Source organism: Streptomyces sp. MspMP-M5, from assembly GCF_000373585.1.
GTDB lineage: Bacteria > Actinomycetota > Actinomycetes > Streptomycetales > Streptomycetaceae > Streptomyces.
On record NZ_KB891962.1, the window covers coordinates 1 to 24,911 of the forward strand.

General features: G+C 72.8%; 25 protein-coding genes. 13 read left to right on the forward strand and 12 right to left on the reverse strand.

Translation table 11 applies throughout. The features are described 5' to 3' along the window. On the reverse strand, positions 1-114 hold a 114-nt coding region (locus B073_RS48960), incomplete at its 3' end, for a helix-turn-helix domain-containing protein (RefSeq protein ID WP_267881449.1). A gap of 267 nt (positions 115-381) precedes the next feature. Here B073_RS48960 and B073_RS0137280 point away from each other — a divergent pair. From B073_RS0137280 to B073_RS49515, 3 genes are all read left to right on the forward strand, one after another. Beyond that, positions 382-864 (forward strand): nitroreductase family deazaflavin-dependent oxidoreductase, encoded by a 483-nt coding sequence (locus B073_RS0137280; protein WP_018543150.1) that lies wholly within the window; start codon positions 382-384, stop codon positions 862-864. Positions 865-952: 88 nt separating this feature from the next. Then, positions 953-1,378: a MerR family transcriptional regulator gene (locus B073_RS42485; RefSeq protein ID WP_018543151.1), complete on the forward strand. Its 426-nt coding sequence runs from the start codon at positions 953-955 to the stop codon at positions 1,376-1,378. A 149-nt stretch (positions 1,379-1,527) separates the two neighbouring features. Beyond that, entirely contained in the window at positions 1,528-2,799 is a 1,272-nt protein-coding gene (locus B073_RS49515) for a CHAT domain-containing protein (RefSeq protein ID WP_078508400.1), read from the forward strand. Here the strand turns inward: B073_RS49515 and B073_RS0137295 are convergent. Together B073_RS0137295 and B073_RS0137300 are read right to left on the reverse strand one after the other, a co-directional pair. Further along, complete coding sequence (locus B073_RS0137295) at positions 2,700-3,989, reverse strand: cytochrome P450 family protein (protein ID WP_018543152.1); 1,290 nt, start codon at positions 3,987-3,989, stop codon at positions 2,700-2,702. The genes B073_RS49515 and B073_RS0137295 overlap by 100 nt on opposite strands. Before the next feature lie 84 nt (positions 3,990-4,073). Then, complete coding sequence (locus B073_RS0137300; RefSeq protein WP_018543153.1) at positions 4,074-4,838, reverse strand: TetR/AcrR family transcriptional regulator; 765 nt, start codon at positions 4,836-4,838, stop codon at positions 4,074-4,076. A gap of 246 nt (positions 4,839-5,084) precedes the next feature. Here B073_RS0137300 and B073_RS0137305 point away from each other — a divergent pair, with 246 nt between their 5' ends. The 3 genes from B073_RS0137305 to B073_RS0137315 all read left to right on the forward strand — a co-directional run bounded on the left by B073_RS0137305 (position 5,085) and on the right by B073_RS0137315 (position 8,203). Next, a complete protein-coding gene (locus tag B073_RS0137305) occupies positions 5,085-5,777 on the forward strand; it encodes an RraA family protein (protein ID WP_018543154.1) in 693 nt (230 codons plus the stop codon). 575 nt (positions 5,778-6,352) lie between these two features. After that, positions 6,353-7,531, forward strand: coding sequence for a PP2C family protein-serine/threonine phosphatase (locus B073_RS0137310; RefSeq protein ID WP_018543155.1), 1,179 nt, complete (start codon positions 6,353-6,355; stop codon positions 7,529-7,531). A 231-nt stretch (positions 7,532-7,762) separates the two neighbouring features. Further along, positions 7,763-8,203, forward strand: a complete 441-nt coding sequence (locus tag B073_RS0137315) for an SRPBCC family protein (RefSeq protein WP_026248094.1) — start codon at positions 7,763-7,765, stop codon at positions 8,201-8,203. An 89-nt stretch (positions 8,204-8,292) separates the two neighbouring features. On the opposite strand, the gene B073_RS0137320 is transcribed toward B073_RS0137315, so the two are convergent. Then, positions 8,293-8,580, reverse strand: coding sequence for a hypothetical protein (locus B073_RS0137320; protein WP_018543157.1), 288 nt, complete (start codon positions 8,578-8,580; stop codon positions 8,293-8,295). A 254-nt stretch (positions 8,581-8,834) separates the two neighbouring features. Between B073_RS0137320 and B073_RS0137325 the strand changes: the two genes are divergently transcribed. Continuing rightward, positions 8,835-9,968, forward strand: a complete 1,134-nt coding sequence (locus B073_RS0137325) for a site-2 protease family protein (RefSeq protein WP_018543158.1) — start codon at positions 8,835-8,837, stop codon at positions 9,966-9,968. Between the two features lie 87 nt (positions 9,969-10,055). Then, the gene (locus B073_RS0137330) at positions 10,056-10,844 is read left to right on the forward strand and encodes a PP2C family protein-serine/threonine phosphatase (RefSeq protein ID WP_037814171.1); all 789 of its coding nucleotides are present in this window, start codon (positions 10,056-10,058) and stop codon (positions 10,842-10,844) included. A gap of 176 nt (positions 10,845-11,020) precedes the next feature. Here B073_RS0137330 and B073_RS49520 read toward each other — a convergent pair whose 3' ends face one another. Both B073_RS49520 and B073_RS0137335 read right to left on the reverse strand, forming a co-directional pair. Further along, positions 11,021-11,173, reverse strand: coding sequence for a hypothetical protein (locus tag B073_RS49520; protein ID WP_420706495.1), 153 nt, complete (start codon positions 11,171-11,173; stop codon positions 11,021-11,023). A gap of 149 nt (positions 11,174-11,322) precedes the next feature. Continuing rightward, positions 11,323-12,210: a hypothetical protein gene (locus B073_RS0137335; protein ID WP_018543160.1), complete on the reverse strand. Its 888-nt coding sequence runs from the start codon at positions 12,208-12,210 to the stop codon at positions 11,323-11,325. A gap of 283 nt (positions 12,211-12,493) precedes the next feature. Here B073_RS0137335 and B073_RS0137340 point away from each other — a divergent pair, with 283 nt between their 5' ends. Next, positions 12,494-13,579, forward strand: coding sequence for a sugar ABC transporter substrate-binding protein (locus B073_RS0137340; protein WP_026248095.1), 1,086 nt, complete (start codon positions 12,494-12,496; stop codon positions 13,577-13,579). Between the two features lie 73 nt (positions 13,580-13,652). On the opposite strand, the gene B073_RS0137345 is transcribed toward B073_RS0137340, so the two are convergent. After that, a complete protein-coding gene (locus B073_RS0137345; protein ID WP_018543162.1) occupies positions 13,653-14,141 on the reverse strand; it encodes an Lrp/AsnC family transcriptional regulator in 489 nt (162 codons plus the stop codon). Positions 14,142-14,341: 200 nt separating this feature from the next. Here B073_RS0137345 and B073_RS0137350 point away from each other — a divergent pair, with 200 nt between their 5' ends. Beyond that, positions 14,342-14,869 (forward strand): DUF6624 domain-containing protein, encoded by a 528-nt coding sequence (locus tag B073_RS0137350; protein ID WP_018543163.1) that lies wholly within the window; start codon positions 14,342-14,344, stop codon positions 14,867-14,869. A gap of 10 nt (positions 14,870-14,879) precedes the next feature. Here B073_RS0137350 and B073_RS0137355 read toward each other — a convergent pair whose 3' ends face one another. Beyond that, positions 14,880-17,204 (reverse strand): glycoside hydrolase family 3 N-terminal domain-containing protein, encoded by a 2,325-nt coding sequence (locus B073_RS0137355; protein ID WP_018543164.1) that lies wholly within the window; start codon positions 17,202-17,204, stop codon positions 14,880-14,882. Between the two features lie 247 nt (positions 17,205-17,451). Here B073_RS0137355 and B073_RS0137360 point away from each other — a divergent pair, with 247 nt between their 5' ends. The 3 genes from B073_RS0137360 (at position 17,452) to B073_RS0137370 (ending at position 21,085) form a co-directional block, all read left to right on the forward strand. Then, positions 17,452-17,979 (forward strand): GNAT family N-acetyltransferase, encoded by a 528-nt coding sequence (locus tag B073_RS0137360; protein ID WP_018543165.1) that lies wholly within the window; start codon positions 17,452-17,454, stop codon positions 17,977-17,979. A gap of 313 nt (positions 17,980-18,292) precedes the next feature. Then, positions 18,293-19,795 (forward strand): FUSC family protein, encoded by a 1,503-nt coding sequence (locus tag B073_RS0137365; RefSeq protein ID WP_199788239.1) that lies wholly within the window; start codon positions 18,293-18,295, stop codon positions 19,793-19,795. Between the two features lie 198 nt (positions 19,796-19,993). Next, a complete protein-coding gene (locus B073_RS0137370; RefSeq protein WP_018543167.1) occupies positions 19,994-21,085 on the forward strand; it encodes a lactonase family protein in 1,092 nt (363 codons plus the stop codon). Positions 21,086-21,104: 19 nt separating this feature from the next. On the opposite strand, the gene B073_RS0137375 is transcribed toward B073_RS0137370, so the two are convergent. The 4 genes from B073_RS0137375 to B073_RS0137390 all read right to left on the reverse strand — a co-directional run bounded on the left by B073_RS0137375 (position 21,105) and on the right by B073_RS0137390 (position 24,892). Then, the gene (locus B073_RS0137375) at positions 21,105-21,461 is read right to left on the reverse strand and encodes a nuclear transport factor 2 family protein (protein ID WP_018543168.1); all 357 of its coding nucleotides are present in this window, start codon (positions 21,459-21,461) and stop codon (positions 21,105-21,107) included. A gap of 355 nt (positions 21,462-21,816) precedes the next feature. Beyond that, the gene (locus B073_RS0137380) at positions 21,817-22,755 is read right to left on the reverse strand and encodes a hypothetical protein (RefSeq protein ID WP_018543169.1); all 939 of its coding nucleotides are present in this window, start codon (positions 22,753-22,755) and stop codon (positions 21,817-21,819) included. Between the two features lie 72 nt (positions 22,756-22,827). Further along, complete coding sequence (locus B073_RS0137385; protein WP_018543170.1) at positions 22,828-23,868, reverse strand: N-acetylglucosamine kinase; 1,041 nt, start codon at positions 23,866-23,868, stop codon at positions 22,828-22,830. Further along, positions 23,861-24,892: a phospholipid scramblase-related protein gene (locus B073_RS0137390; RefSeq protein ID WP_018543171.1), complete on the reverse strand. Its 1,032-nt coding sequence runs from the start codon at positions 24,890-24,892 to the stop codon at positions 23,861-23,863. Before B073_RS0137390 ends, B073_RS0137385 begins: the two co-directional genes overlap by 8 nt. Between the last annotated feature and the right edge of the window lie 19 nt (positions 24,893-24,911).

A 24,911-nucleotide genomic window follows, 5' to 3' on the forward strand; every position in this document is an offset into this window, starting at 1 on the left:
CGCGTTGAACCGGTGCAACCACCACCGCACCGCCTTGCGACCGCACCCCAGCTCAGCCGCGATCGCCGATACCCGCATACCCGCCCAACTCAGATTCACGATTCGCGCCCGCATCACCAGATCAGCCGGCGCCTTCCGCGCTCCCGCAAGTTTGTCGATCGCCCTCTGCTCGTCAGTCCCCAAAGCCTCCCGAGCCCACAACAACGCCGGCACATCCACCCCCTACGCGATCCCAACACACCTCTTATGCCCGCAACTTGAGGAATTAAGCACTAGGGCACGGAAAAGCGGAACGGGATCGTCCCACCGGACCGGCATGACCTTCCGACTTGACCTTCCGACTTGACCTTCACCCCGGCGTGAAGGTCGAGGGTGACGCCCATGAGCACCAGCATCGCGACCACCTCACACCCCTCACACCGCTCGGCCGAGGCTCCCGAGGAGGGCAACGACTTCAACCGCCGTGTCATCGCGCAGTTCCGCGCCAACGGAGGCGTCGTCGGCGGCCCGTTGGCGGGGCACCCACTGCTCCTGCTGACGACCACGGGTGCCAAGTCCGGCCTGCCGCGCACCACGCCCGCCTGTTACCTGGCCGACGAGGACGGCCGGTTCGCCGTGTTCCCCTCCAATGGGGGCGCGCCCACCCCACCCGCCTGGTACCGCAATCTGACCGTCCACCCAGAGGTCACCGTGGAGGTCGGCACCCGCACCTTCCGGGCCCGCGCCACAGAGGCCACGGGGGCGCCCCGGGACCGCCTCTGGGACCGGCAGGTGGCCGCCGATCCGCAGTTCGCCACCTTCCAGGCCCGCGCCGGGCGGCTCATCCCGGTGATTGTCCTCACCCCGCTCGGCGACCCGGCTTGACGTTCACGTCCGCGGCAAGGTTTACGCTCCCCCTGACGGCGGCCACCAGGGCCGAACGTCCTGTCGGCAGTCACCAGGAGGGGCAACCATGCGCATCGGGGAACTCGCCCGCGCCACCGGCGTCACCACCCGGGCGCTGCGCTACTACGAGGAGCAGGGCCTGCTTCGCCCGGAGCGGTCCACCAACGGCTACCGCAGCTACGGGGAGAGCGCGGTGCGGGTCGTGGCCAACATCCGGCTCCTCCTGGCCGCCGGTCTGACCACCGACGACCTGCGGCTGCTCGACGGCTGCCTGCGCGACGAGCTGACCGGCGCGCACACCTGCGTCGACCCCAGCCCCAAGATCGAGGTCTTCGAGCAGCGGCTCGCTCTGCTCCAGGCCCGTATCAACGACCTGGTCGCGGTCCGGGACCAGCTCCTGGACCGGCTGTCCGACCTCCGCGGGCAACCGGACCGGGCCGGGCGGCCGGCCTGCCCGGCCTCCGCGCACTCCGAGCCTGCCACCGCGGCCTGATCCGCAGGGCGGGCCCGACGACGGCCCCGCGGGCGGGGGTTGGCGTCATGCCTGGAGTTGGCGTCATGCCTGGGGTCTACGGATCGGGCCTGACAAGTACGACCCTGGGGTTGACGTCGGTCGCCGTTCCCGCCAGGCACCGTTGAGCCATGAACACAGCCATCCGACTGACCAAGCACCCCCGCGACACAGACATCGACACCGCACCGCCACCGCCACCGGCACCGGCACCGGCACCGACACTGAAACCGACACCGCCGCAGACAACGGCGCTGGCACCGGCACAGACAACGGCGCCGGCATCACAGCCGAGGGCCCATCGCTCAGTCCGCCAGCAGCCGCATGGCCGTCCCGGGCACGGCGCAGCGCGGGCGTTCGTCGCTCGGTTCCCGGGGCACCGCGCGCCCGCACCGCCCGCCCGGATCCCCGACCCGCACCGCGACCAGACAGTCCGCCAGCCCCGCCGCCCTTGCGGCCACAGGCCCCGCCCAGCTGCCCCGCCTCTGGCTCTCCGCCACCGGCCCGCTGGCCCTGCTCCCGCTGCGCGCCGCCGGCCACCACACCGACCCGGACCGCGCGTGCTCCCCCTGGAGCGGGCGGTCCCCTCGTACCCCCGACGGCCGCCGCCCTCGCCGCCGCCGTCCGCGCGACCCCCGCCGCGGCCGGCGGCCCTTGCACCTCGCGCCGCTCGGTCGTGGCGATACCGGAGACGCCAGGATTCGCGCCCCTGGCCGGCGCCCTCACCAAGGCCCGCGCCGCCGCCGACCGCTACGGGCCCGGCACGCCCTCGTCACCGGTGCCCGGCCACCCGCGCACGGCTGCTGGCCGTCCTGCCCGCCAGCACGCACGACCCCTTCGCCTGCCACGCCGTCGCCGACGCGAGCAGCCCGTACGGCAGTCACCTGATCCGCCACGACCCGCCGCTGACCGTCGCCGAGATCTCCCGGCTCCGCCTCCCGCACGGCGGGTTCTGCTATCTCTCGGCCTGTACCACCGCCGGTTCCGGCCGCGTCCCCGACGAGGCCGTCCACATCGGCGGCGCCTTCCACCTCGCCGGCTTCGGCCAGGTCGTCGCGACCCTCTGGCCCGTCGAGGCCGCCACCGAGGCCGCCCGCCTCTTCCACACCAGCCCCCGCCCGCGTCCTCCACGAGGCCATACGCACCCTCCGGGCGAACACCCAGCTGCTGCCGGGCAGATGGGCGGGTCACCTCCACATCGAGCCGTAGGCGGCGGACACGCCGGCGTCACCCGCCCGAGCCGGGGCGGGTGCCACCGGGCGGAGCCGCGTCGACGCGAGGTCCCGCCCGGTGGTGGCGACCGTCAGCCGAGCCGGATCGGCAGTGCGGCCAGCCGCCAGTTGCCCGGCAGCGGTACGCGCTGGAGGGCCTCCGGTTCCACCGCCAGCGCCACATCCGGGTAGCGGGCGAGCAGCTTGCCGAACGCGACCTCGCCCTCCTGGCGGGCCAGGCCGGCACCCAGGCAATAGTGCATGCCGTGCCCGAAACCGACGTGGTTCTCGGCCCGGCCCGCCGGATGGCGCGTGAGGTCGAGCCGTTCGGGGTCGGCGTAGTGGCGGGGGTCGAAGTTGGCCGCGACCAGGATGGGCGTCACGGCCTCGCCCTTCTTGATCTGCACCCCGGCCACCTCGACGTCCTCGGTGGCGTACCGCATCTGCGTCAGCTGCGCCGGACCGCACCAGCGCATCAACTCGTGCACGGCACGGGGCAGCAGTTCCGGATCGGACTTCAGCAGCTGCAGCTGATCGGGATGGGTGAGCAGTGCGGCAGTGCCGTTGCCGATGAGATGGGCGGTGGTCTCATGACCGGCGAGGACGAGGGTCAGGACCATCGTGACCATTTCGATGTCACTGAGCCGGCCGCCGTCGTCGTCATGCACCCGGATCAGTTCGCTGAGCAGATCGCCGGTGAGCGCCGCGCGCCGTTCCCGGATCAACTCGTGAATGTGCTCGACCATCGCCGGGAATGCCTCGCTGAGTGGCTTCGGTTGCAGTGAGACGAGCTTGGCACCCCATTCCCGCCACTGCGGCCGGTCCGCCTCCGGAATTCCCACCAGTTCGCAGATGACCGTGATGGGCAGTGGATAGGCGAAGTGCTTGATGAGGTCGACGACGCCGTCCTCGGCGTGTTCGGGCAGTCGGCGCAGCAGATCGTCCGCTATCTCCTCCACCCGCGGCCGCAGATCGGTGATCTTGCGGGCGGTGAACGCCCGCGAGACGAGCCGCCGGAGCCGGGTGTGATCCGGTGCGTCCATGTTCAGGATGCTGCCGGAGAAATACACCCGGTAATGCTCGGGCAGCCCCATGAGTTCCAGCAGCCGGTCGGTGGGCGTCTCCCCGCCCTCGCCACCCGCCGCGCACTTCGGGTTGTTGGCGAAGCGCTGGTCGCGCAGCACGTCGCGGACCTCGTCGAAGCGGGTGATGAACCACACCGGCGTGTCGTCCACGAACCGGCCGCGGACCACCGGTCCCCGCTCGCGCAGCTCCCCGTATCCGGTGAACGGGTCGGTGAGCAGGGCCGGTTCCATCATATTCGGCTCGCCGGGGTGTTTGCCGACGTGCTTGCTGAAGGGCGATTCCGCCAGTTCGCTCATGGCTTTCTCCTGTGAAATGAGCCTGGGGCGGCACGGATGCCGCGATGAGTTGCGGCCGGATTCGTGCCGCGTCCGTACGGGCGTTCAGTCACGCAGTTGCCGGCGCATCTCCCGGGCGCCGTACTCCTCCACCTGCTCGTACAGCGGAATGATTTCGCGCGCCGCGGAGGCCAGTGCCTTCTGTACGGTCGCGCCCCGTGAGAGGGCGGAACCGGACGCGGAAACGGCCCCGGCGTCCGGCACGCGGAAATCCTCCGCCGGTATTTCCAATACGCTGCGGATCGTCTCGGCGAGCAGGGCGCCGCGCACCTCCGGAGTGTCCGGCGCGCGGTCGTGCAGGGTCGCCTCGGCCATGAAGAAGCCGGTGGTCGTGGACAGCAGAATGTACTGCTGGTGCCGGACGTCGGTGTCGGTACGCACCAGCCCGTGTTCCCGCAGCACTTCGAGATAGCGCAGGCCCACCTGGTTGGTGAACTCGATCAGGTCGGCGAATTCCTTCTTGGCGGCGTCCCGGAGCCGGTCGAGAATGTCGACGTCGTCGGTGTAAAGGGCCCGCAGGACCGGCTCCTCCAGGAAGTTGCGGTAGTAGCCGTGCATCATCCGGCTCGGCAGGACATCCCGTGCATCGGCCCGCATCCGCGCCAACTGCCGCTGCTGACCGTGCCATTGGGCCTTCAGGACGACGGCCAGCAGCAGGGAGTCCTTGGTCTTCCAGTGCAGATAGACCGTCCCCTTGCCGACCTTGGCGCGGCGGGCGATCTCGTCGATCGTCACACGCCGATAGCCCCAGGCGAGCAGCAGTTCCCCGGCGGCCTCCAGGATGCGCTCACCGCGCTCGGCCCGTTCCACGTACCCCCTCCTCCGTGTCCGTGACCAGATTTTGAATCTGGTCACGGAGTCAAAGCTAGGCCGGGACCGGTTGCCCCATAAGGCGGTTTCCGGCCACGCGCGGCCGGTGGAGAGCGGGAGTTGGCGCCTCGATGTCATTGGCGCCTTGGCGTATCGGGCCCGAACGGCCGGGAACCATGGCATCGTTCGCCAGAGCCTGCGCCGACCGCGCCGAGGCGGTGACGGGACCGAAACGAGGAGAACGCCATGCTGAAGACCTTCGCCGAGCTGTCCACACCCCTGGTGGCCGATGCCTGCGTCCGGCTCGGCGTCCCGCTGCGCGCCGCCCCGCCCGGCATCGGCGCGGTGGTATCCGGCCACCGGATCGCCGGACGCGCACTGCCCGCCCGCCACTACGGGAGCGTCGACATCTTCCTGGAGGCGTTCACCGACGCCGGGCCCGGCGACGTCCTGGTCATCGACAACGGCGGCCGTCAGGACGAGGCATGCGTCGGCGACCTGCTGGCCCTCGAGGCGCAGGCAGTGGGTCTGGCCGGCGTGGTGATCTGGGGGCTGCACCGGGACACCCCGGAACTGGTCGAGATCGGTCTCCCGGTCTTCAGCTACGGGCGCCATGCGCCGGGCCCGGTCCGGCTCACCGAACGGGAGCCGGACGCCCTGGTCAGCGCGCGCTTCGGCGCCCACCTGGTCACCGCCGCCGATGTCGTCTTCGGTGACGACGACGGGGTGCTGTTCGTCGCCGCGGACCGCGCCGAGGAGGTACTGGACACCGCACGCACCATCTGGGAGACCGAACGCGAACAGGCCCGCAGGATCCGTGCCGGCGAGACCCTGCGCCGGCAAACCGCCTTCGACGACTTCCTTGCGCGCCGCGCCGCCGATCCGGCCTACACCTTCCGCCAGCACCTCCGGCGCATCGGCGGAGCGGTGGAGGAATAGCGAGGTCAGGGGGAGGGCCAGAGGCGCCGGTCGACCGCAGGGGCGCGGCCGGCGCCTCGCGTACAACCTGGGGTTGACGCCGCGTTACCACCCTCGGGTTGACGCCCCCGGACGGCGGATCGCGGACAGTGGAACACGTCGCGGGGCGGCAGGGAACCGCACCGGACGGACCCGACCGACTGTCCGAAAAGAGGGGGCATCATGAACGACTTCGCAGCACACCGGCCGGCACATACGGAGCGGCGTACGGGACGGCGTGGGGAAGGGCGCACGGAAGGGCGGCCGACGCCACGAACGGGAACCGTGCACGGCACGGCCAGGGGCGCCCGCGGCCGACGGGAGACGGGCCGAGAGGAGGTGACATGCCGCCGATGGCGTAATCGTCGGGCTGGCTGGCCGTGCGCGTCAGGCTGTGGGCCTTGGGCACGGTCTGGCAGGAGCAGGAGTCCGGCAGGAGCCGGTGGCGGGAGCCCGTGTGAACAGGTCGCGTGAGTGGGTCGTCGAGCGGTGGCGCTGAAGGCCAGGATGACGGCGTTGCCGGGTCCGGACCCTGCGGCGCGGCAGGAGCCGCCGCCGTGAGGCTGTCGCATCGTGGCCGCCCGGTCCAGCGGATCTCCGGACTGGTGGACAGCAACGGATTCGAGGCGCCGACGGTCCCCACGTGGATGCGCTGGCTGCCCGGCCTCTACGTCCTGGCCGTACTGCTGGTGGAGTTCATCACCCCCACGCAATGGGCGGTGAGTTCCCTGCTGATCGCCGTGCCGGTGCTCGCCGCCTTCACCCACGGTCCGCTCGGTGTCGCCGTCGTCACCGCCTTCGTCGTCGTCCTGGAAGGCGTGCTCGCGGGAACGCCGTGCTGCACGGGCCACAATCCACATCAGCTATGGGGGAACCACTATGTCGCGACGTATATCTCCACCATCGTCGTAGGGATCATGGGCGTGGCGCTGGCCTGGTACCGGCAGCGTCAGCAGCGGCACCTGGTGCGGGTCAACTCCGTGGCCGAGGCGCTGATGCGGACCCTGCTGCGGCCGGTGCCCCACCAGGTCGGCAAGGTGCTGGCGGCCGGTCTCTACCGCTCGGGCGAGATCGGCACCATGGTGGGCGGAGACCTCTACGACATCCGCGCCACGAAGGCCGGCGAGCGGGCCATCATCGGCGATGTCCGAGGGAAGGGGTTGCAGGCGGTCCGCACCGTCGCGGACATCCTCGGCAGCTTCCGCGAGGCGGTCCACGACCCGGGGGACCTGCTGGCGGTGGCCACCCGGATGGAACGCCGCCTGGCTCACGAGGCGGCCGAGATCCCCGACGACGAACTGTTCGTGACCGCGGCCCTGATCGAGTACGACGCCCGCGCCGAGCAGGTGACGATCATCAACCACGGGCACATCGAGCCGGTGCTGATCTCCGGTGGGAAGGTGAGCGCCCTCACCGGGCCGCCCGCCCTGCCGCTGGGACTGGGCGGGTTGGCCGCCGACCCCCCGGTCTCGTACACCCACCGCTTCACCTTCGGCGATGTGCTGCTGCTCTGCACGGACGGACTGATCGAGGCCCGGGATCACACGGGTGCGTTCTATCCGCTGCTGGACCGGCTCGGCCAGCGGTTCGGGGGCCGGTCCACCCCCGGACCGGCCGACGTCATCGACTTCCTCAACGCCGACCTGCCCCGCCACACCCGCATCCTCCACGACGACGTGGCGATCCTCGCCATCGCACCTTGCCGGAAGGACCCCATCGTGGAGGGCCCCGCCTGACGGACCCGGCCTGACGGACCCGGCCTCAAGGGTCCCGCCCAGGCGCCGCACGGGGCACGTGCAGAGGTGGCGGAGGCGGGGGCCGGGGCGGCAAGGCGGTCGGGGACGGGGCAACCGCCGCTGGTCAGGGCGTTTGTAAGTACGCGTAAGCGCACTCGGGTCGCTTCCGGCCCTTGGGCGGAGGACCCTGGAGACGTAATGGGGGGCAGTGAAGAGGTTGTGAGGTGTCCGATGAGCACTCTCGAAGAACACATCGACATCGGTGTTCCCCTCGAAACAGCCTGGGATTGCCTCCATCGTGCGGAGAGCTATCCCCGCTTTCTGAACGGCGTGCGGGAGGCCCGGCCAGAGGGTGAACGGCGGGCGCACCTGGACGTCGACGCGGGCGGCCGAGCCCAGGCGTTCGACGTGGAGATCGTCGACCGGGAGATGGAGAACGTGATGACGTGGCAGACCACGAGCGGCCCCGATCTGGCCGGGACGTTCTCGCTGCTGCCCATCGACCGGGGGCACACCCGGCTCCAGGCCCGGTTCGAGTACGACCCGGGCACGATCAAGGAGACCTTCGGCGGGCCCCAGGGGTTCGCGCAGGCGGTCGCGATCGAGCGGGGTGTGCGCACCGATCTCCAGCAGTTCAAGGAACTCGTGGAGACAGAGGGCAGGACCAAGTAGAAGCACGAGAGAGGAAGAGAAAAGGAGAATGAGGGGGACGTCGGGACGGGGGTGACGGGACGGTGCTCCGGCCGGGGTGGTGCTCGGGCTCAGACGAGGAAGCGTTCGGGCATCGGGCGCTCCACGCCGTCCAGTTCGAGTGTGCAGCGGGGAGCGGTGGGGACGAGCCGCGGCTCCCGGACGCGTACTCGGAACAGCCGGGCGGGGTCGTCGGGAAGTTCGCCGGTCAGGAGGTTCAGGCCGGTGCTGTGTTCCTTCTGGTAGGCGACGACCTTGCCGTTGACCAGGAGTTCTATCTCGCCGTCCCGGCCCGGGCCGACGTTCACGGTGATCGAGTGGCCACCCTGATCGAGGTGGAAGTGATGGCTGCGTCCCATGGCCCTCGCCTCCGTCCCAGGGCGGTACGCGTTTCCGTATCGGCGGCCGCACAGCCGGGCGTCCGCACCTCCAGGTTAGTTCGGGGGACGGGCCGGCACCGGCCGAGGCGGCGACGGAGTTCGACGACGACGGAGTTCGGCAGGGGAGGGGGCGAGCGACAATGGGGGGTGAGTGCCGTGCCGGGCGGTCCGTGGAGTGCGGGGCGTGGGGCCCTGCCCGGAGAAACCACCGCCAGGACCGGCGGGAGACGCTGATGAACGGCTCGGTCCGGATCGGACATGTCGTAGGGGTGCCGCTTCGCATGCACTGGAGCGTGCCGCTGCTGGTGGTGCTCTTCGCGTACGGCCTCGGACGGCAGACGCTGCCGGTGATCGCTCCCGGCCGTTCGGCCCTGGTCTATGCCGTGGCCGGGGTCGTCGGGGCCGCGCTGCTCACCGCCAGTCTGCTGCTGCACGAGACCGCGCACGCCGCCATCGCGCGGCGCAAGCAGATCTCCGTCGAGGACGTGACGCTGTGGGCGCTGGGCGGGATCACACGGATGGGGCGGCCGCAGAGCGCCTCCGCGGCCTTCGCCGTAGCCGTCAGCGGGCCGCTGACCAGCCTGGTCATCGGTGGCGTGGCGCTGGGGGCCGGCTTCGGGCTCAGCGCACTGTCGCTGGGCGCGGTGCCCGCGGTCGTCCTGGTGTGGCTGGGCTGGGCCAATGTGTTCCTGGGCGTGTTCAATCTGCTGCCGGCCGTTCCCCTGGACGGGGGCCGGGTGGTGCAGGCGCTGCTGTGGTGGCGCACCGGCGACCGCGACCGCGCCGATCTGGCGGCCTCCAGGGGCGGGCAGGTGATGGGCGGGCTGCTGGTGGCAGTCGGCTGGATATCCGTACTGCGCGGCATAACGGGCGGGCTGTGGCTGGCGGTGATCGGGCTGTTCATCATGGTCGTCGCCGGGTCGGAGCGGCGCCGTGCGACGCTGCAGTCGGCATTGCGCGGGGTGCGGGCGGCCGATGCGATGTCCAGCCCCGTGACGACCGGGGCGGACTGGCTGACGGTCCAGCGTTTCATCGACGAGGTGGCGGTGCAGACCGGGCACTCCACCGTCCCGTTGCTGGACTTCGAGGGCCGGCCGAGCGGTGTGGTGCAGCTCCGCAGACTCGCGTCGATACCGCTCGCCCAGCGCGAGGAACTCCGTGTACGGGACGTGGCGACGCCGCTGTCCCAGTGCGCGGTGGCCGCGCCGGACGATCTGCTGACCGAGGCGCTGGACCAGCTGTCCCTGCGGACCGGGATGCGGATCCTGGTCGTCGACGCGGGGCATCTGGTGGGGATCATCACCGCGAAGGACGTCTCCCGGCTGATGCAGCGGCACACGCTGAGCGGCCGGGCGGGGACCGGTTGAGCCCGTGGGCCCGGGGCGAGGCCGGATGCGTCGCGGCGGGCCCGGCGGGGGAGCGACCGCGAGGGAGCGACGGCCATGGACACGCCGATGCGGTACATCACGGTGACGGCGCTCAGCCACACCGGCCTGATCCGGGAGCACAACGAGGACAGCCTGGTCGCCGGACCGTGGACGCTGTGCGGCACGGTGACCGAGAATCCCCATACGCTGGTGTTCCCGGTGGGCAGCCCCCTGGTGGTGGCGGTCGCCGACGGCATCGGCGGGCAGCCGGGCGGTGAGGTGGCCAGTGCGCTGACCGTGGCGCATCTGGCGGCCCTCGGGCCGTCGCTGGACAGCGAGGACGCGGTGCGGCAGGCGCTGACCCGGTGCAACCGGGCGGTGTACGCCGCGGCCGAGCGGGACCGGGCGCTGACGGCGATGGGCACCACGGTGGCCGGCGCCGTGATCCTGCCCGATGCGCTGCTGGTCTTCAACGTCGGCGACAGCCGCGTCCTGGAGGCCGGCGACGACGGGCTGCGCCAGGTGAGCGTGGACGACAGCCCGCCGCTGCGGGAGGGGCAGCGGACCACGTCGCTGGTGACCCAGGCGATCGGCGGCGCGCCTCGGTTCAGTGCGATCACCCCGCATGTGCGGTCCGTGCCGCTCGCCCAGGACCGGCGGTACGTGGTCTGCACCGACGGACTGACCGACCCGGTCCTGGAGGAGGAGATCGCCGAGGTGCTGCGGGCGCACGACGGCGGGCGGGCCGTCTTCGAGCTGTGGAAGGCGGCCATGGAAGCGGGCGCACCGGACAACATCACGCTGGCATTGGTCGCCGTAGAGGGAGAGGAAGAGCCGCAAGTCGAGGGCGAGGAGGGACCGGAACGGGCCCGCTGATCCGGCCGGCCGCGCACGCCGACGGAGCCCCGGACGGTGATGGTGGGCGCGCGGGCGGTCGCCGGGTGCCCCGCGGTGGTCTCGTCGAGCCGGTCGCGCCCCCCTTCCGACCTCCCGGCCTCCCGGCTCCCGGGTGTCCACGGTGCCGGCATGTATAGGCGGCGATGGGCGATGCCTCACGGCTGACGACGACGTGCGTCAGCCCGCGGTCTGTCCTGATCGCTGCCAGCGGAGCCATGACTGCCACGGCGATGTCCGGGGCGAGCGCGCGTCGAGGTGACCTCGTCGCACAGCGGCGCGTCCGGTTCGGCGGCCAACGTGCAGGCGATGGCGACCCGTTGGCGTCGGCCGCCGGAGAGCCCACCGCTGTCCCCCTGCTGCGCCGCTCACGCCACCGCCCTGCGCACCCGCCCCACCATCACGCCCGCCCTGCCCGCCCGGCCGCCCCCGGCGCCCGGCCCGTGGACCCGACCAGCCCCTACGACCGGTCGCGAGGTAGTGACGGCAACCCCAGCCGCTCGCCGGTGTCCTCGTCGAATTCCGCGCAGAACGCGCCGATCGCATCCTCAAGATGGGAGAAAGACCGCGCCGCGAACAAAACGGATTGATAGCTGGAAATACGGTACGGAGTGCTGGCTGCCTGGCAGATGTCCAGTTCGCGTACTTCCCGGGCGTCTTGGGCGGCGATCTCCCCGTATGACGACAACAGTGCCGCACCGTAGGCTTTCGGCACGCCGGATTCCGTGATCAGCCCGTATTCGAGGGTGTACCAATAGACCCGGCTCAGAATGTCCAGTGCCTCCGGGGTGCGCACCCGGTTCGCGGCCCGCCCGATGACCCGGTACAGCTCCGCGATGCGCGGTGACGACAGATGGATCCCGTGCCCGAACACGTCGTGCAGGACATCCGGTTCGGGGGTGTACAGCGGCACGGCCGGATGGCGTACGAACTGCACCGCATGGAAGTAGCCGTGCTCCATCGCGCCCAGGAACCGCTCGTTGGGCACCACGCCGCCGGCCAGGGTGAGCGCGAACCCGGTGCGAGCCCGCAGCCCGGGGGTGATGTCGGTGTGCTGCGGAACCCCCTCGGCGGGGATCTCGGCGTCGGCCAGCGCTGCCAGCACTTCCCGGCAGGCGTGCGCACGGTGCGCCGGGGCCAGTGCCCGGTGCACCGTCCGCCAGGTCCGGTGCTCCTCCTCGGTGTACGCGACGCCCGGATACGGCGTCCCCACCTGGTGGTTCTCGGCGCGGGCCGCCAGGGCGTCGCGGCGCTGCCGATAGACGTGGTCGCAGCGCCCGGGATGCTCGTTGGCGCGTCCCAGCCGCCCCTCCGCGGAGATCGGGGTGTACTTCCGTGCCGTGCTCATGGCTGTGAACCTGCCCCGCCACGGGGCGAAGTTCACCTGGCGTAGCCCGCCGCACCGCGGGGCACCGGCCGGCACCGGCCCGCCCGCCGCGCCCCGTTGCATCAGTCGACGTCACACCCTTCGGCATCTCAACGCAGATCCCGCTTCCGGATCGTTATTGCTTCGTTTCTTGACGATTCGGGCTTCGGTGACGTTCACTCAGCCATTCATGGGCCGAGTCAGGGCGGCCCCTGTGGAGGTACATTTCATGAGGCCGATGAAGGCAATGGACGCAGTGAATGTGATGAATGCAACAATACGTCGCCGCGTCGTCGTCAGCGTGCTGGCGCTTTCCCTCGCCGCCCCCTTGGCGGCCTGCGGAAGTGATCAACAGGAAGCGCCCGAAGGGAAGGACCACATCGGCCTCCTCCTTCCCGAGAGCAAATCGACGCGCTACGAGAAATTCGATCACCGCATCATTTCCCGGAGGGTCGCCGCGCTCTGCCTCGAATGCACGGTGGACTACGGAAACGCCGAGTCCAGCGTCGAGAGCCAGCGCACCCAGTTCGAGGCCCTGGTGAAGAAGGGCGTCAAGGTGATCATCCTGGACCCGGTCGACGCCCGTGCCGCCAAGGACTGGGTGGACTCCGCCGCACGTCAGGGCGTACAGGTCATCGCCTACGACCGGCTCGCCGAGGGCGATGTCAAGGCGTATGTCTCCTACGACAACGAGAAGATCGGCCGACTCCAGGGCGAGGGAATTCTGGCCGCGCTCGGCTCCCGGGCGGCCACCGCGAACGTCGCGATGTTCAACGGCTCCCCGGACGACCCGAATGCCCCGTCGTTCAAGAAGGGCGCGCACGCCGCCCTCGACGGCAAGGTGCGCAAGATCGTTTATGAGAAGGACATCCCCGGGTGGTCCGACGCCACCGCGAAGAAGGAGATGACCGATCTCCTCAACGCCCGTGGCGCACAAGGCGTCGACGCGGTCTACTCGGCAAATGACGGGATGGCCGGAGGTATCGCCGACGCGCTGAAGTCCGCCGGGGCGAAAAACGTTCCGCTCGGTGGTCAGGACGCCGAACTGCCCGCCCTGCAGAGGGTGTTGAACGGCACTCAGTCGTTCACCATTTACAAGCAGGTGCGGCCGGAGGCGGAGACCGCCGCGGAGCTGGCCTTCCGTCTGCTGCGGGGGCAGAGCATCGCCTCGCTCACCTCCACCACCGCCGACAGTGCCAGCCGGACCGGCATCCCCGCCAAGCTCTTCAAGGCCGTGATGGTCACCAAGGCGAACATCAAGGAGACCCTCGTCGACGACGGCGCCGTCCGCACCGATCTGCTGTGCACCCCGGCCGTCGCGTCGGAGTGCGCCTCCCTCGGCATCAAGTGAGCCACCCCCGGGGCCGGCCCGCACCACTACGGCCGGCCCCGGGCACCACCCCGCACACCGCGGCCCGCCGGCTTCAACCTGTCTGCCTGGCCGCCGTCGTCCCGCCCACGGCCTCGACCAGCGGCAGCATCCGATGCGGCACCCGCTCGCGCAGCGCCATCTCCGTGCGGGTGCGCACCACCCCCGGCAGGCTGATCAGCCGCTGGATCACATCCTCCAGATGCGCCGCGTCCCGGGCCACCACCCGCGTCAGCAGGTCCCCGCCGCCGGTCGTCGAGAACGCCTCGATGATCTGTGGCACCGCGGCCAGCGCGGCGGCCACCTCCTCCAGGTAGCCCTGCGTCACCTCGATGTGCACGAAGGCCAGCAGCGGGTGGTCCAGCGCGGCGGGCGAGAGTCGCGGGACGTAGGCGGTGATCACCCCGTCCCGCTCCATGCGGTCCAGCCGCGCCTGCACCGTCCCGCGGGCGACACCCAGCAGCCGGGCATACTCCCGCACGCTCGTCCGCGGCTGCTCCAGCAGCAGTCGGAGGATCTTCGCGTCCAGCGCATCCACGGACATCGGCCCACGGCCTCCTCACGGTCGGCGGGTTGGTCGGCGGTGCGCCGAAAGTGCTCGGAGCGTTCCGGGGGTAGATCCATTATCCAGCCGCCGAGCCCCTGCTGTCACCGTACCCAAGAACGATCTTTTGTGCCGATTCAGGCGTTTAGCGTGGACGCACCCGGCCCGACGCAGGGTCACCGACGAAGTCTGGAACGCAGATGACGCACGACGTACCGCAGCACCCCACCGACGACGATCTCGCAGCGGTGGCCGCCGAACTCGTCGCCATGGCCGCCGAGGACAACGCGGCCGCACCCCGCGCCAACAGCGACGACTTCGCCGACCAGTTGGCCTGGCGCCGGCTGACCGCCCGGCACGCCGACCGGCTCACCGAGATCCTCGACGCCCACGGCTGGCCCACCGCGGACCGCTTCGGCGCCGACGCCGCCCGCGCCGCCTGGCTGATCGCCCAGCACGCCGACCGCCAACTCGACGTGCAGCGCCGCGCCTTGAGCCTGCTCGAACGCGCCGTGACCGACGGCCTGGCAAGCCCCCGCGACCTGGCCTTCCTCCAGGACCGCACCCGCGTCAACGACGGCCGCGAACAGCTCTACGGCACCCAGATCGCCGGCGTCCGCAACGGCGCTCCCATCCCCTGGCCCTGCCAGGACCCGGAGTCGATGGACCAGCGCCGGGCCGAGGTGGGCATCCCGCCCTTCGACGACTACGTCGCCCAGTTCTCCTGAGCCCCCCGCCTCAGACCACCGTGAGCGTCGTCCTCGTCGCGGTGGTCGAGCTGGTGCCCACGTAGAGGTCGAAGCTGCCGGGCTCCAGGCGGAAGTCGCCGTGCGGGTCGTTGCTCCAGAAGCCGAGGTCGTCGGCGGCCAGACGGAACGTCACCGTGCGGGTCGTCCCCGGGGCCAGGGTCACCCGCCGGAAGCCGCGCAGGCGGCGGACCGGCTGGGCGAGGCTGGCGGCCCGGTCGTGGAGGTAGAGCTGGACGACCTCGTCGCCGGTCCGGGAGCCGGTGTTGGTGACGGTCGTCGCGACCTCGACGGTTTCGCCGCGGCGGAGGGCGCTCGCCGCGATCCGGTCGGTGCTCACCTCGGGCGCACCGGTGCGGAACGTCGTGTAGCTCAGCCCGTGGCCGAACGGGAACTGCGGCCCGTCCGGCAGGTCGAGGTACTTCGAGGTGTACTTGTCGTCCGGGTCGTAGGGGCGGCCGGTGTTCTCGTGGTTGTAGTGGATCGGGAGCTGCCCGGCCGAGCGCGGGAACGACACCGGCAGCTTGCCGCCCGGGTTGGCCGTGCCGAACAGCACATCGGCGATGGCGTGGCCCGCCTCGATGCCGGGGTGCCAGGCCACCAGCACCGCCGGGGTCCGCGCCAGCCAGCCGCCGAGGGTCAGCGGCCGGCCGCTGACCAGCACCACCGCGAACGGCCTGCCGGTGCCGGCGATCGCCTCGACCAGCCGCTCCTGGGCGCCCGGCAGCCCGATGTCGCTGCGTGCGGCGGCCTCCCCGCTGAGCGCCGGCGGTTCGCCCAGCACCACGACCGTCACCTCGGAGGCGGCGGCCGCCGCGACGGCCGCCGGGATGCCGCCAGTGTCGCCGCCCTGCGGGTCGACGCCGGGGGCGTACCGGACCGTGCTGCGCGGAGCTGCCTGCCGCACCGCTGCCAGCACCGTGCCGGCCGGGAACTTCCGGGCGGCGGGCGGCATCACCCATGTCCCCAGCAGGTCGGGGGAGTCGGCGAACGGCCCCACCACCGCGATCGAGCCGGCCGTGGCGCGCAGCGGCAGCACCCCGCGGTCGTTCTTCAGCAGCACCATCGACCGGCGCGCGGCGTCCCGGGCCGCCGCCCGGGCCTCGGCCGACGGCTCGCCGATCGCCTTCCCCTCGTCGGCATACGGGTGCGCGAACAGCCCCAGCGCGTACTTCAGCCGCAGCACCCGGGTGACCGCCTCGTCCAGCCGGCGCGCACTGATCCGCCCCTCCTGGAGGAGCCGCCTGCCGTGGGTGACCAGGGTGGTGCTGGTCATCTCCATGTCGACGCCCGCGCCGAGCGCCAGCCGCGCGGCGTCCGCGTCGTCCTCCGCGACCCCGTGCGGCACAAGTTCCCGCACCCCGTTCCAGTCGCTCACCACCATCCCGTCGAAGCCCCACTCCCGTCTGAGGACGTCGGTGAGGGTGTGCGGATTGGCGTGCGCGGGGACGCCGGCGATGGTGTTGAACGAGGCCATCACCGTGGCCACCCCGGCATCCACCGCGGCCCGGAACGGCGGGAGGTAGAGGTTCCGCAGCCGGGACTCGGAGACGTCCACGGTGTTGTAGTCGCGGCCGCCCTCGGCGCCCCCGTATGCCACGAAGTGCTTGGCGCAGGCGGCGATCCGGTCTGAGTCGGCGAGCCGGTCCCCCTGGTAGCCGCGGACCTTGGCGGCGGCGAACGCGGCGGTCAGGTACGGGTCCTCGCCGTTGCCCTCCGCGATCCGGCCCCAGCGCGGTTCGTGCGTCACGTCCATCATCGGCGCGAAGGTCCAGTGCACGCCGTTGGACCGGGCCTCCCGCGCCGACACCTCCCCGTCCCGCGCCGCGACCCGTGGATCGAAGCTGGCGGCCTGCGCCAGCGGGATGGGGAACGTCGTCCAGAAGCCATGGATGACGTCGAGCCCGAACAGCAGCGGGATGCCCAGCCGCGACTCCTCGACGGCGATCCGCTGGAGCGCGTTGCAGGTACGCGCGCCGAAGATGCTGAGTACCGAGCCCAACTTCCCGTTGCGGGCGGCCTCTTCGACCACCTTGGTCCCCGGCCCGCCGGGCCCGGTGTCGTACGCCCACGGGAGCTGCTGCAACTGCCCCAGTTTCTCCTCGGGGGTCATGCGCGCCAGCAGTGCGGCGACCTTCCGGTCGTACGGGCCGGGGCGATCTCCAGCAGCCGGCGCGGCCTCCGTCACCCCGGTCGCCCCGGTCGCGGCCGTCCGGGGGTGCGCCGATGCCTGGGACGTTCCGGTGTTCGCCAGACCGGCGGCCGCCGCGGTGCCGCCGGCGGCGGCGAGCAGAGAACGACGTCGCAGCCCACCCATGCCTCCACCTTTCCATCCGAAGCGGGGTAAAGGTTTACTCAAAGGCGCCAGGAGCGGGAGTGACGGTAAGTGTGCGGGCGTTGACCGTCAAGAGTCGTGCAAGGGTCACAAGAGTCATGCGCGGGCCGGTATGTGGACCCGTGTCGGATCTGCGCCGGATCTGCGCCGGATGTGCGTCGGATGTGCGTCGGATCCGTGCCCGGTTCCGTGCTGGCCGCGGAACCGCGCGGCGGATCATGATTCCGGCATGACGAAGCTCCCCACGCCGCTCGCCGCCGCTCGGCTCGACGACTTCACCCCCGGCCACATGACTGAGATCCTCGGCGACGGCCCCGACCCCTTCGGCGTCGACGACGCCGGCCTGACCTGGCTGCCCAAGGAAGAGCACTTCGGCATCCGGCTCGACGGCCGCCTGGTGGCACACGCCGGCCTGCGGCGACTGCCGATCGAGATCGACGGGACCGCGACCTCGGTCATCGGCATCGGTGGGGTCGCGGTGGCGTCCGACCTGCGCGGCCTGGGGCTTGCGCGGCGGGTGGTGGCGGCCGCGCTGGACCACGCCCGCACCATGGGCCCCGACCACGGCCTCCTCTTCTGCCGCCCGCCGCTGGTCGCCCTCTACGCACGGCTCGGCTGGCGGGAGGTCCGCGCGGAGGTGCGGGTCGAGCAGCCCTCCGGGCCGGTGGTGATGCCGCTGCGGACGATGTGGACGCCGCTGCGCGACGGGGCCGGGTGGCCGTCCGGCCCGGTGCGGCTGCGCTCCCTGCCCATGTGACGGCGCCGCGCGGGCCGGCGGTTCGGATCACGCCGCCCCGGCTGGACCGTTGGCCCGCTGTTGGCGCACCGAATGCCCTTCGCATTGGACCAATGGCCCAGCATTTTCGTTCTCTCTTGAGCCAACTGGCCGCTTGATGGTGAGATGGTCCCGTCGATGGCGCTGCGGATTCCGCGGCGCCTTTTTTATGCGTTTTCCATGGGTTCCATGGGTTCCATCGGTTCCGTGGGGTTTCCATGGGTTGTTTCCCGCGCCGGCGCACCGGCCGGCGCGGACGAGGGATGCACACGAAGGGGAGGCCGTGCTGAAGAGGATGTTCGTGGCCCCGGATCCCGGACGGCTGCGGCTGCGCAGCGCCGCCCGGGCCGTCCTGGGCGTCGGGGCCGCGGTGACGGTGGCGGGTCTCGTCGTCCAGTCGCTGCCCGCGGCCGTCGCCGGCGGGGTCGCCGCCCTGCTCGCGCTCTTCACCGTCGGCGACCCCACGGTGCGCGGCCAGGCCGTGACCACCGCCCTGCTGCCGGCCGCCGGCCTCCCGGTGCTGGTCGCGGCGGCCGCGCTCCACGGACACCCCCTGCTGCGCGACGCGGCGTTCCTCGCCGTCGTTGGCGCCGGCGTCTACGCGCGCCGCTGGGGCCCGCGCGGGCACGCCCTGGGGATCTTCGCGTTCATGATGTTCTTCATGGTGCAGTTCCTGCATGCGACCCCGGCCCGGCTGCCGGAGCTGTGCGCCGCGCTCGCGCTCGGATTGCTCGCCTCGTCGTCGGTCCGCTTCGGCCTGTGGTGCTACGAGCGCCGGATGCCGCCGCCCGCCGCGGTGCCGCAGCCCGCCGGCCGCGGCCTGGCCCGGATCACCACCCGGCAGGCGGTCCAGGCGACCGCCGCCTGCGGCTTCGCGCTCGCCGTCGGCCAGGTGCTGTCCCAGGACCGCTGGTACTGGGCCGTGGTGTCGGCCTGGTGGATCTTCGTCAACACCGCCTCCCGCGGCGAGACCCTGGTCCGCGGCTTCCGGCGGGTCCTGGGCACCGTCACCGGCATCGCGGTCGGCCTGCTGGTCGCGATCCCGCTGCACGGCGCCCCGGTTCCCACGGCCGCGCTGGTCGCCGTCTGCGTCTTCGGGATCTTCTACACCGCGGGGCCGTCCTACAGCTGGATGATGTTCTTCGTCACCGTCATGGCCGGGCTGCTCTACGGCCTGCTCGGGGTCCTGCACCCGGGGCTGCTGGCGCTGCGGCTGGAGCAGACCGCGGTCGGCGCGCTGGGCGCCGCGCTGGCGGTGGCGCTGGTGCTGCCGGTCACCACGCACGCCGCGACCGACGCCTGGATCCAGCGCGCGGTGCACTGCGTACGGGACTGCACCGCGGTCGCCGCCCGTCGGCTCGCCGGGGACGACGGGGCCGACCCCGCCCCGCACGTCGCCGAGCTGGAACTCCTGCTGGCCCGCGTGCGGCTGTCCCTGGTGCCGTTGCTGCACCCGCTCAACCCGTTGCGGCACCGCAAGGCCCGCGCCCGCCAGGTCGTGGCCTGCCTGGACGAGTGCGCCGCGCAGGTGCGGGGCCTGGCCGAGGTGGCCGCCGACCCGGCGGCCTCGCACGACGCCCGGCTGACCGCGGCCTGCCAGCGGGTGGCGGCCGTGGTGGGCACGCTGTTCGCGCCCGGTCCGGACACCGGCGCCGCGCTCGACGGCCCGGCCGCCGCCCCGGCCCACCACCCCGGCGCCGAACGCGCGCTGGCTCATCTGCACGGCCTGGAGTCCGCGCTGACCGCACTGGCACACCCGGTGCGCAGTTCGCCCCGGGCGCCGTTCGCCGCGTCCTGACGCCGGCCGGGCCCGTGGGCCGGGGCGGGGCGGCGCCGGCCCACGTACCGTCCACTCCCAGCCATCGCCGGGCGCCGCCCCGACCCGCCCTGTTAGCGTCGCCCGCACAGCGGGACACCGCCCGGACGGCACACCCCGCGCCGCACCGGCGCCCGGCCGGGCGGCCCCCACAGACAGGCGGACGAAGGGCGGCGACCAGTGGCGCCGACGGGACCAGCGGCCGAGCCGACCACCGGCGGACCGGCGTACGGGGACGGCCCGCGCGCCTACCTCGGCTCCTTCACCACCGCCGGTGGCCCCGGCATCACCACCGCGGCCGTCGACCCGGATTCCGGGGCACTGACCCCGCTGCACTCCACGGATGCCGTCCCCAACCCCTCCTACCTGGTGCCGGACCCCGGCCGCCGCCTCCTCTACGCCGTCAGCGAGACCCCCGACGGCGCGGCCGCCGCCTTCCGCCTCACCCCCGAGGGCCCCGCGCTGCTCGCACCGCCGGTCCCCGTCGGCGGCGCCGGCCCCACCCACCTCACCCTGACCGCCGGCCACCTCGTCACCGCCAACTACGGCTCCGGCGACGTCAGCACGCTCCCCGTACGGGACGACGGCACCCTCGGCGGACCGGCACAGATCCTCGCCCACCACGGCAGCGGCCCCCGGACCGACCGCCAGGAGGGCCCGCACGCCCACTGCGTGCGGCCCGACCCCGCCGGCCGGTGGCTGCTCAGCGTCGACCTCGGCACCGACGCGGTCCGGGTCTGCACCCTCGACCCGGCGACCGGCACGCTGACCGTGCGGCACGAGACGCCCCTGCGCCCCGGCGGCGGGCCCCGCCACCTCGCCTTCCACCCCGGCGGCGACCTCGTCTGCGTCGTCAACGAACTCGCCCCGACCCTCACCCTCTGCCGGTGGGACGCCGACCGCGGCACGCTGACGCCGCTGGGGGAGACCCCGCTGCTCCCCGACGGAGCCGCGCCCACCGGACCGACGTTCCCCTCCGCACTGGTCCTCTCCCACGACGGCCGGTTCGCCTGGGCCGCCAACCGTGGGCACGACAGCATCGCGGTGCTCTCCCTGGACGCCGCGGCCGGGACCGCGGAGCTCGTCACGACCGTGCCGTGCGGCGGCCACTGGCCCCGCGACCTCGCGCTGCACCCCGACGGGCGGCACCTCTACGCCGCCAACGAACGCTCCGGCGACGTCACATGGTTCACCCTCGACCCGGCGACCGGCGTCCCCGTCCGCGGCGGCTCGGTCGCGGCGCCGGCCGTCTCGTGCGTGGTCTTCGCCTGACGGACCACCGGGCAGCCGGTCACCCCCGGGGGAAGCGCCCGCCGAAGTACACCTCGGTCTCGGTGAGCTTCCCGTCCCGCACCGTCATCACCTCGACGTTGCGGTGGCGTTCGCCGGTCGTGAGTTCGTACGCGTACCGGACGAAGACCTGGCCGTCGCCGAACGGCACCGCGTCGAGGAGCTTCTGGGAGTGCAGGCGGTCCGCGGTCGGGAAGCAGACCTCCAGGAACGCCTCCCGCCCGATGCGGTCGTCCTGCGGACTGGTGAAGACGAACTCCTCGGCGAGCAGCCGTTCCATGGCCGGCCGGTCCTGGGCCAGGTACGCGGCGAAGCAGGCCCGGACGACGTCCTCGGGAGCGGGGGTGGTGTCCGGCACGGTGGCCTCCTACGGGGCGGAGTCGCGGGGAGGGGCGGAAGGGCGGTGCCCCGACGGTAGACGAGGCGGCCGTGGCCGACACCGGGGCCGTGCGGACGGCCGGGGCGCGGGCGATGTGCCGCGGGGCGCACGGCGGCCGCGGAGCGCCCCGCTCGGGGCTCGCCGGCCTCGCCGGGCCCCCCGGGGGTCCATTCCGCTTTCACGGGCCGTCTGACGGGCGTTCATGCCGCTCAGCGGGGTGCGGACGAGGGCGGGGAGGCGCCGGGCAGCGCGGAGGGCCGCCCCGCGCTCGGCGCGGGACGGCCCTCGGTGAACGGAATGCGGCTCCGGCTCGTGCCGCCGGTGCCGTGCGGGCCTACCGGACGGGCGACCCCAGGCCCTGGCCCGGCAGGGTGATCCCCACCGCCGCCGCGTAGTTCGACAGGGCCAGCCGGCCCACCGCGCCGTATGCGCCCAGCGCTTCGGCCGAGGCGCAGCCGGCCTCCTCCGCGGCCGCCCCCAGCAGGCCGTCGGCGAGTTCCGGACCGATCAGGTACGGGGCCAGCGCCAGCTGCTGCGAGCCGGACGCGCGCAGCTGCTCCGCGGTGCGGGCGATCGCGCCCTCCTCGTCCAGGCCGGCGGCCAGCACCGGCACGGCCAGCCGGGCGGAGAGCAGCATGCCGGTGATCCCGGCGGCCTGCACCGCTTCCTCGCCGCCGACGGTGGCGAGGATGATGCCGTCCGCCGCGGTGGCGACGGTGAACAGCCGGGCCCGGTCGGCGCGGGCCAGCCCGGCCTCGGACAGCCGGACGTGCAGCGCCTCGGCCAGCAGCGGGTGCGGGCCCAGGACGTCGGTCAGTTCGGCCCCGGAGGCGCTGTTCAGGACGGCCTGGCGTATCCGGCGCAGCAGCGCGCTGTCCGGGCCGGCCAGCAGCGGGACGACGACCGCGGCCGGGCCGGGGTCGGGCTGGCCGGTCTCGGTCGCCCGGGCGTTCTGCTCGGCGGCGGCCGCGGCCAGTACCGCCTCCAGGGACGGGAACTCCTCGTCGCCGCCGTCGACGTAGCCGATCCGCGCGTCGAGGCCGGGCAGCTCGGAGCGGGCGATGCTGGAGACCTCCTCCGCCAGGCTGCGCGAGGTGGCGGACGGGGTGCCGGGCACGGCCAGGACCAGGGCGGGTGCGCCCTCGGGTGCGGCGAGCGGCTCCGGCTTGCGGTGGCGGCCGGAGGGCCGCGTGCGCGGCGTACGAACGGGCAGGCCGGGGGCTGCGGCGTCAATGCGGGGCGAGCCGGGTGCGGGCCCAGTGGGGGAACTCATGGCGCCGCATGCTAACGCCTCGTCGCGCCCGGCCGCCGAGGGAGGGTTCCGCCACGAGGTATCCGTCCCGTTTTATCCCGCGCGTCGTGGCGGCGGGGCCGCCGCATGCCCTGTGATCTGCAACAACTTGCCGTCGACGGGCAGTGCCAGGCGGTCCGCGGCCAGTGCCGCCGCCAGTGCCAGCGCGCCGTCGAGCGGGCTTCCGGACGCTTCGATCGGACGCGCGCCGGGCGGCCGTTCGGTGAGCGCGGCGCGCAGCGGGGAGAGCAGCGGTTCGCCCAGTGCGAGCAGGCCGCCGGTGAGCGCGACCGCGGCGCCGGGACCGGGCGGGCAGACCGCGGCGGTGGAGTCGGCGATATGGCGCGCGGCGTCCGCCAGGATCCCGGCGGCGACCGCGTCCCCGTCCGCGCAGCGCGCCACCTCGGGGGCGAACGAGGCCAGTACGGCGGGCCGGTCGGGCCTCGGATAGAGCGCGGCGGGCAGCCCGGTGACCGGACCGAACACCGCCTCCGCCCGGGCCAGCAGCGCCGGTGAACCACCGGGGCGGCCGTCGTGGGCGCGCAGCGCCGCCTCCAGCCCGGCCCGCCCGATCCAGGCGCCGCTGCCGCAGTCGCCCAGCAGATGCCCCCAGCCGTCGGCCCGGCGCCAGCCGCCGGCCGGCGTCAGGTCGGTGCCCAGGGCGACCAGTCCGGTGCCGGCGGCGACCACAGCACCGGGTCGCTGGCCGAGCGCCCCCGCATAGGCGGTCACCGCGTCGGCCGCGAGCGCCAGGCGGCAGACCCCGAAGGCGGTGGCGAGCGCCTCGGGCAGCCGGGCGCGCAGCGCGTCGCCGAGGGTGCCCATACCGGCGGCGCCGACGCACGCTGCGACGAACCGGTCCGCCCCCGCCTGCTGCGCCAACTCGGCGCCGGCGGGAAGGAGTTGGGCGAGCAGGTGGTCCGCGTCGATGCCGTCCGGGCCGGTGCGGACCGGCTCGCGCGAGGTGAACGTGGCCGCCGGCCGGGGCGGTTCGCCGCCGGCGCCCACCCGGGCCACCGCGATCCGCAGCCCGGACCCGCCCGAGTCCACCCCCAGGACGTGGTCCCCGGCGCGCGCCCCCGCCGACTCAGCCAAGGCCGCGGGAGTCCTGCTTGAGGGCGGTGTCGACGGTCAGCGCGGTGGCCACGACCAGGCTCGACAGCGGGTCGGGCAGCTGCCGGTGGATCTGCAGGACGTAGTTGTCCGCCGTGGTGAACATCGTCTTGGCCAGGCCCTCCCAGGTCTTGGTGATCCGGGCGATCTCGGTCTCGGTGTGGTCGACGATCGCGAAGTTCCAGGCGCGCCAGTTCTCCGCCTTGATGGCGCCGACCTGCCGGCCGTCGACCGTCATCGCGAAGTTGATCTTCCCGATGGCGTTCTGCTGGACGATCTCGCCGACCGGCCGGCCGTCCGGACGCGCCACCAGCACCTTGGACTTGATGAGCTTCGCGGGCCGGGTCAGCACCAACTGCGGCTGCCCGTAGGCGTCCCGGATCTCCAGCTTGTGGGTCATGTACTGGTCGAGGCTGGAGACCACCCGGAACACCTTCCGCGCGGTGCTCTGGCCGATCTCGACGACCGAACCGAGGGTGTTGCCGTTCTGGTCGTAGACCGCGTACTCGTTGCTCACCTCGATGAGCTTGGCCTTCTGGTTGACCACCAGCACGGGCTCGGAGAAGAGCGTGCCGCCGCCCGGCCCGGTGGGGCCCACCCCGGCCTGCTGCTGCACCTGGCGCTGCACACCGGCCTGCTGCTGCGCCTGGTGGTGCGCCTCGGCCGAGTACGGACCCGGCTGGCCCGGCTGCTGCCCCGGCATCTGCTGGGGGTGGCCCCCCTGCCGGCCGTAGGGGGCGCCGCCGGGCTGCTGTCCGTACGGGGCCTGGGCCGGCTGCTGCGCGTACGGCTGCGCCTGCGGCTGAGGTGCCTGCTGGGGCACCTGCTGCGGCGCGGGCTGTGCGGCGTGCGGGGCGGCGCCCGACGGAGCGGCCTGCTCCGGTGGCTGTGCCTGCTGGCCGGGGTGGGTGTGCCCCGTCCACTGGGAACCGTCCCACCAGCGGAGCTGATGGGGGGTGCCCTGCGGATCGGCGTACCAGCCCGCAGGGATGTTCGCATTCGTCATGTGCGGAACACTATCCCCG

What these genes read in the sequence shown, in the direction of transcription:
- B073_RS0137280 (WP_018543150.1), top strand. Translation starts at nt 382, where the DNA reads ATGAGCACCAGCATCGCGACCACCTCACACCCCTCACACCGCTCGGCC.
- B073_RS42485 (WP_018543151.1), top strand. Translation starts at nt 953, where the DNA reads ATGCGCATCGGGGAACTCGCCCGCGCCACCGGCGTCACCACCCGGGCG.
- B073_RS49515 (WP_078508400.1), top strand. Translation starts at nt 1,528, where the DNA reads ATGAACACAGCCATCCGACTGACCAAGCACCCCCGCGACACAGACATC.
- B073_RS0137295 (WP_018543152.1), bottom strand. Translation starts at nt 3,989, where the DNA reads ATGAGCGAACTGGCGGAATCGCCCTTCAGCAAGCACGTCGGCAAACAC.
- B073_RS0137305 (WP_018543154.1), top strand. Translation starts at nt 5,085, where the DNA reads ATGCTGAAGACCTTCGCCGAGCTGTCCACACCCCTGGTGGCCGATGCC.
- B073_RS0137315 (WP_026248094.1), top strand. Translation starts at nt 7,763, where the DNA reads ATGAGCACTCTCGAAGAACACATCGACATCGGTGTTCCCCTCGAAACA.
- B073_RS0137320 (WP_018543157.1), bottom strand. Translation starts at nt 8,580, where the DNA reads ATGGGACGCAGCCATCACTTCCACCTCGATCAGGGTGGCCACTCGATC.
- B073_RS0137325 (WP_018543158.1), top strand. Translation starts at nt 8,835, where the DNA reads ATGAACGGCTCGGTCCGGATCGGACATGTCGTAGGGGTGCCGCTTCGC.
- B073_RS0137330 (WP_037814171.1), top strand. Translation starts at nt 10,056, where the DNA reads ATGCGGTACATCACGGTGACGGCGCTCAGCCACACCGGCCTGATCCGG.
- B073_RS0137335 (WP_018543160.1), bottom strand. Translation starts at nt 12,210, where the DNA reads ATGAGCACGGCACGGAAGTACACCCCGATCTCCGCGGAGGGGCGGCTG.
- B073_RS0137340 (WP_026248095.1), top strand. Translation starts at nt 12,494, where the DNA reads ATGAATGCAACAATACGTCGCCGCGTCGTCGTCAGCGTGCTGGCGCTT.
- B073_RS0137345 (WP_018543162.1), bottom strand. Translation starts at nt 14,141, where the DNA reads ATGTCCGTGGATGCGCTGGACGCGAAGATCCTCCGACTGCTGCTGGAG.
- B073_RS0137350 (WP_018543163.1), top strand. Translation starts at nt 14,342, where the DNA reads ATGACGCACGACGTACCGCAGCACCCCACCGACGACGATCTCGCAGCG.
- B073_RS0137355 (WP_018543164.1), bottom strand. Translation starts at nt 17,204, where the DNA reads ATGGGTGGGCTGCGACGTCGTTCTCTGCTCGCCGCCGCCGGCGGCACC.
- B073_RS0137360 (WP_018543165.1), top strand. Translation starts at nt 17,452, where the DNA reads ATGACGAAGCTCCCCACGCCGCTCGCCGCCGCTCGGCTCGACGACTTC.
- B073_RS0137365 (WP_199788239.1), top strand. Translation starts at nt 18,293, where the DNA reads ATGTTCGTGGCCCCGGATCCCGGACGGCTGCGGCTGCGCAGCGCCGCC.
- B073_RS0137380 (WP_018543169.1), bottom strand. Translation starts at nt 22,755, where the DNA reads ATGAGTTCCCCCACTGGGCCCGCACCCGGCTCGCCCCGCATTGACGCC.
- B073_RS0137390 (WP_018543171.1), bottom strand. Translation starts at nt 24,892, where the DNA reads ATGACGAATGCGAACATCCCTGCGGGCTGGTACGCCGATCCGCAGGGC.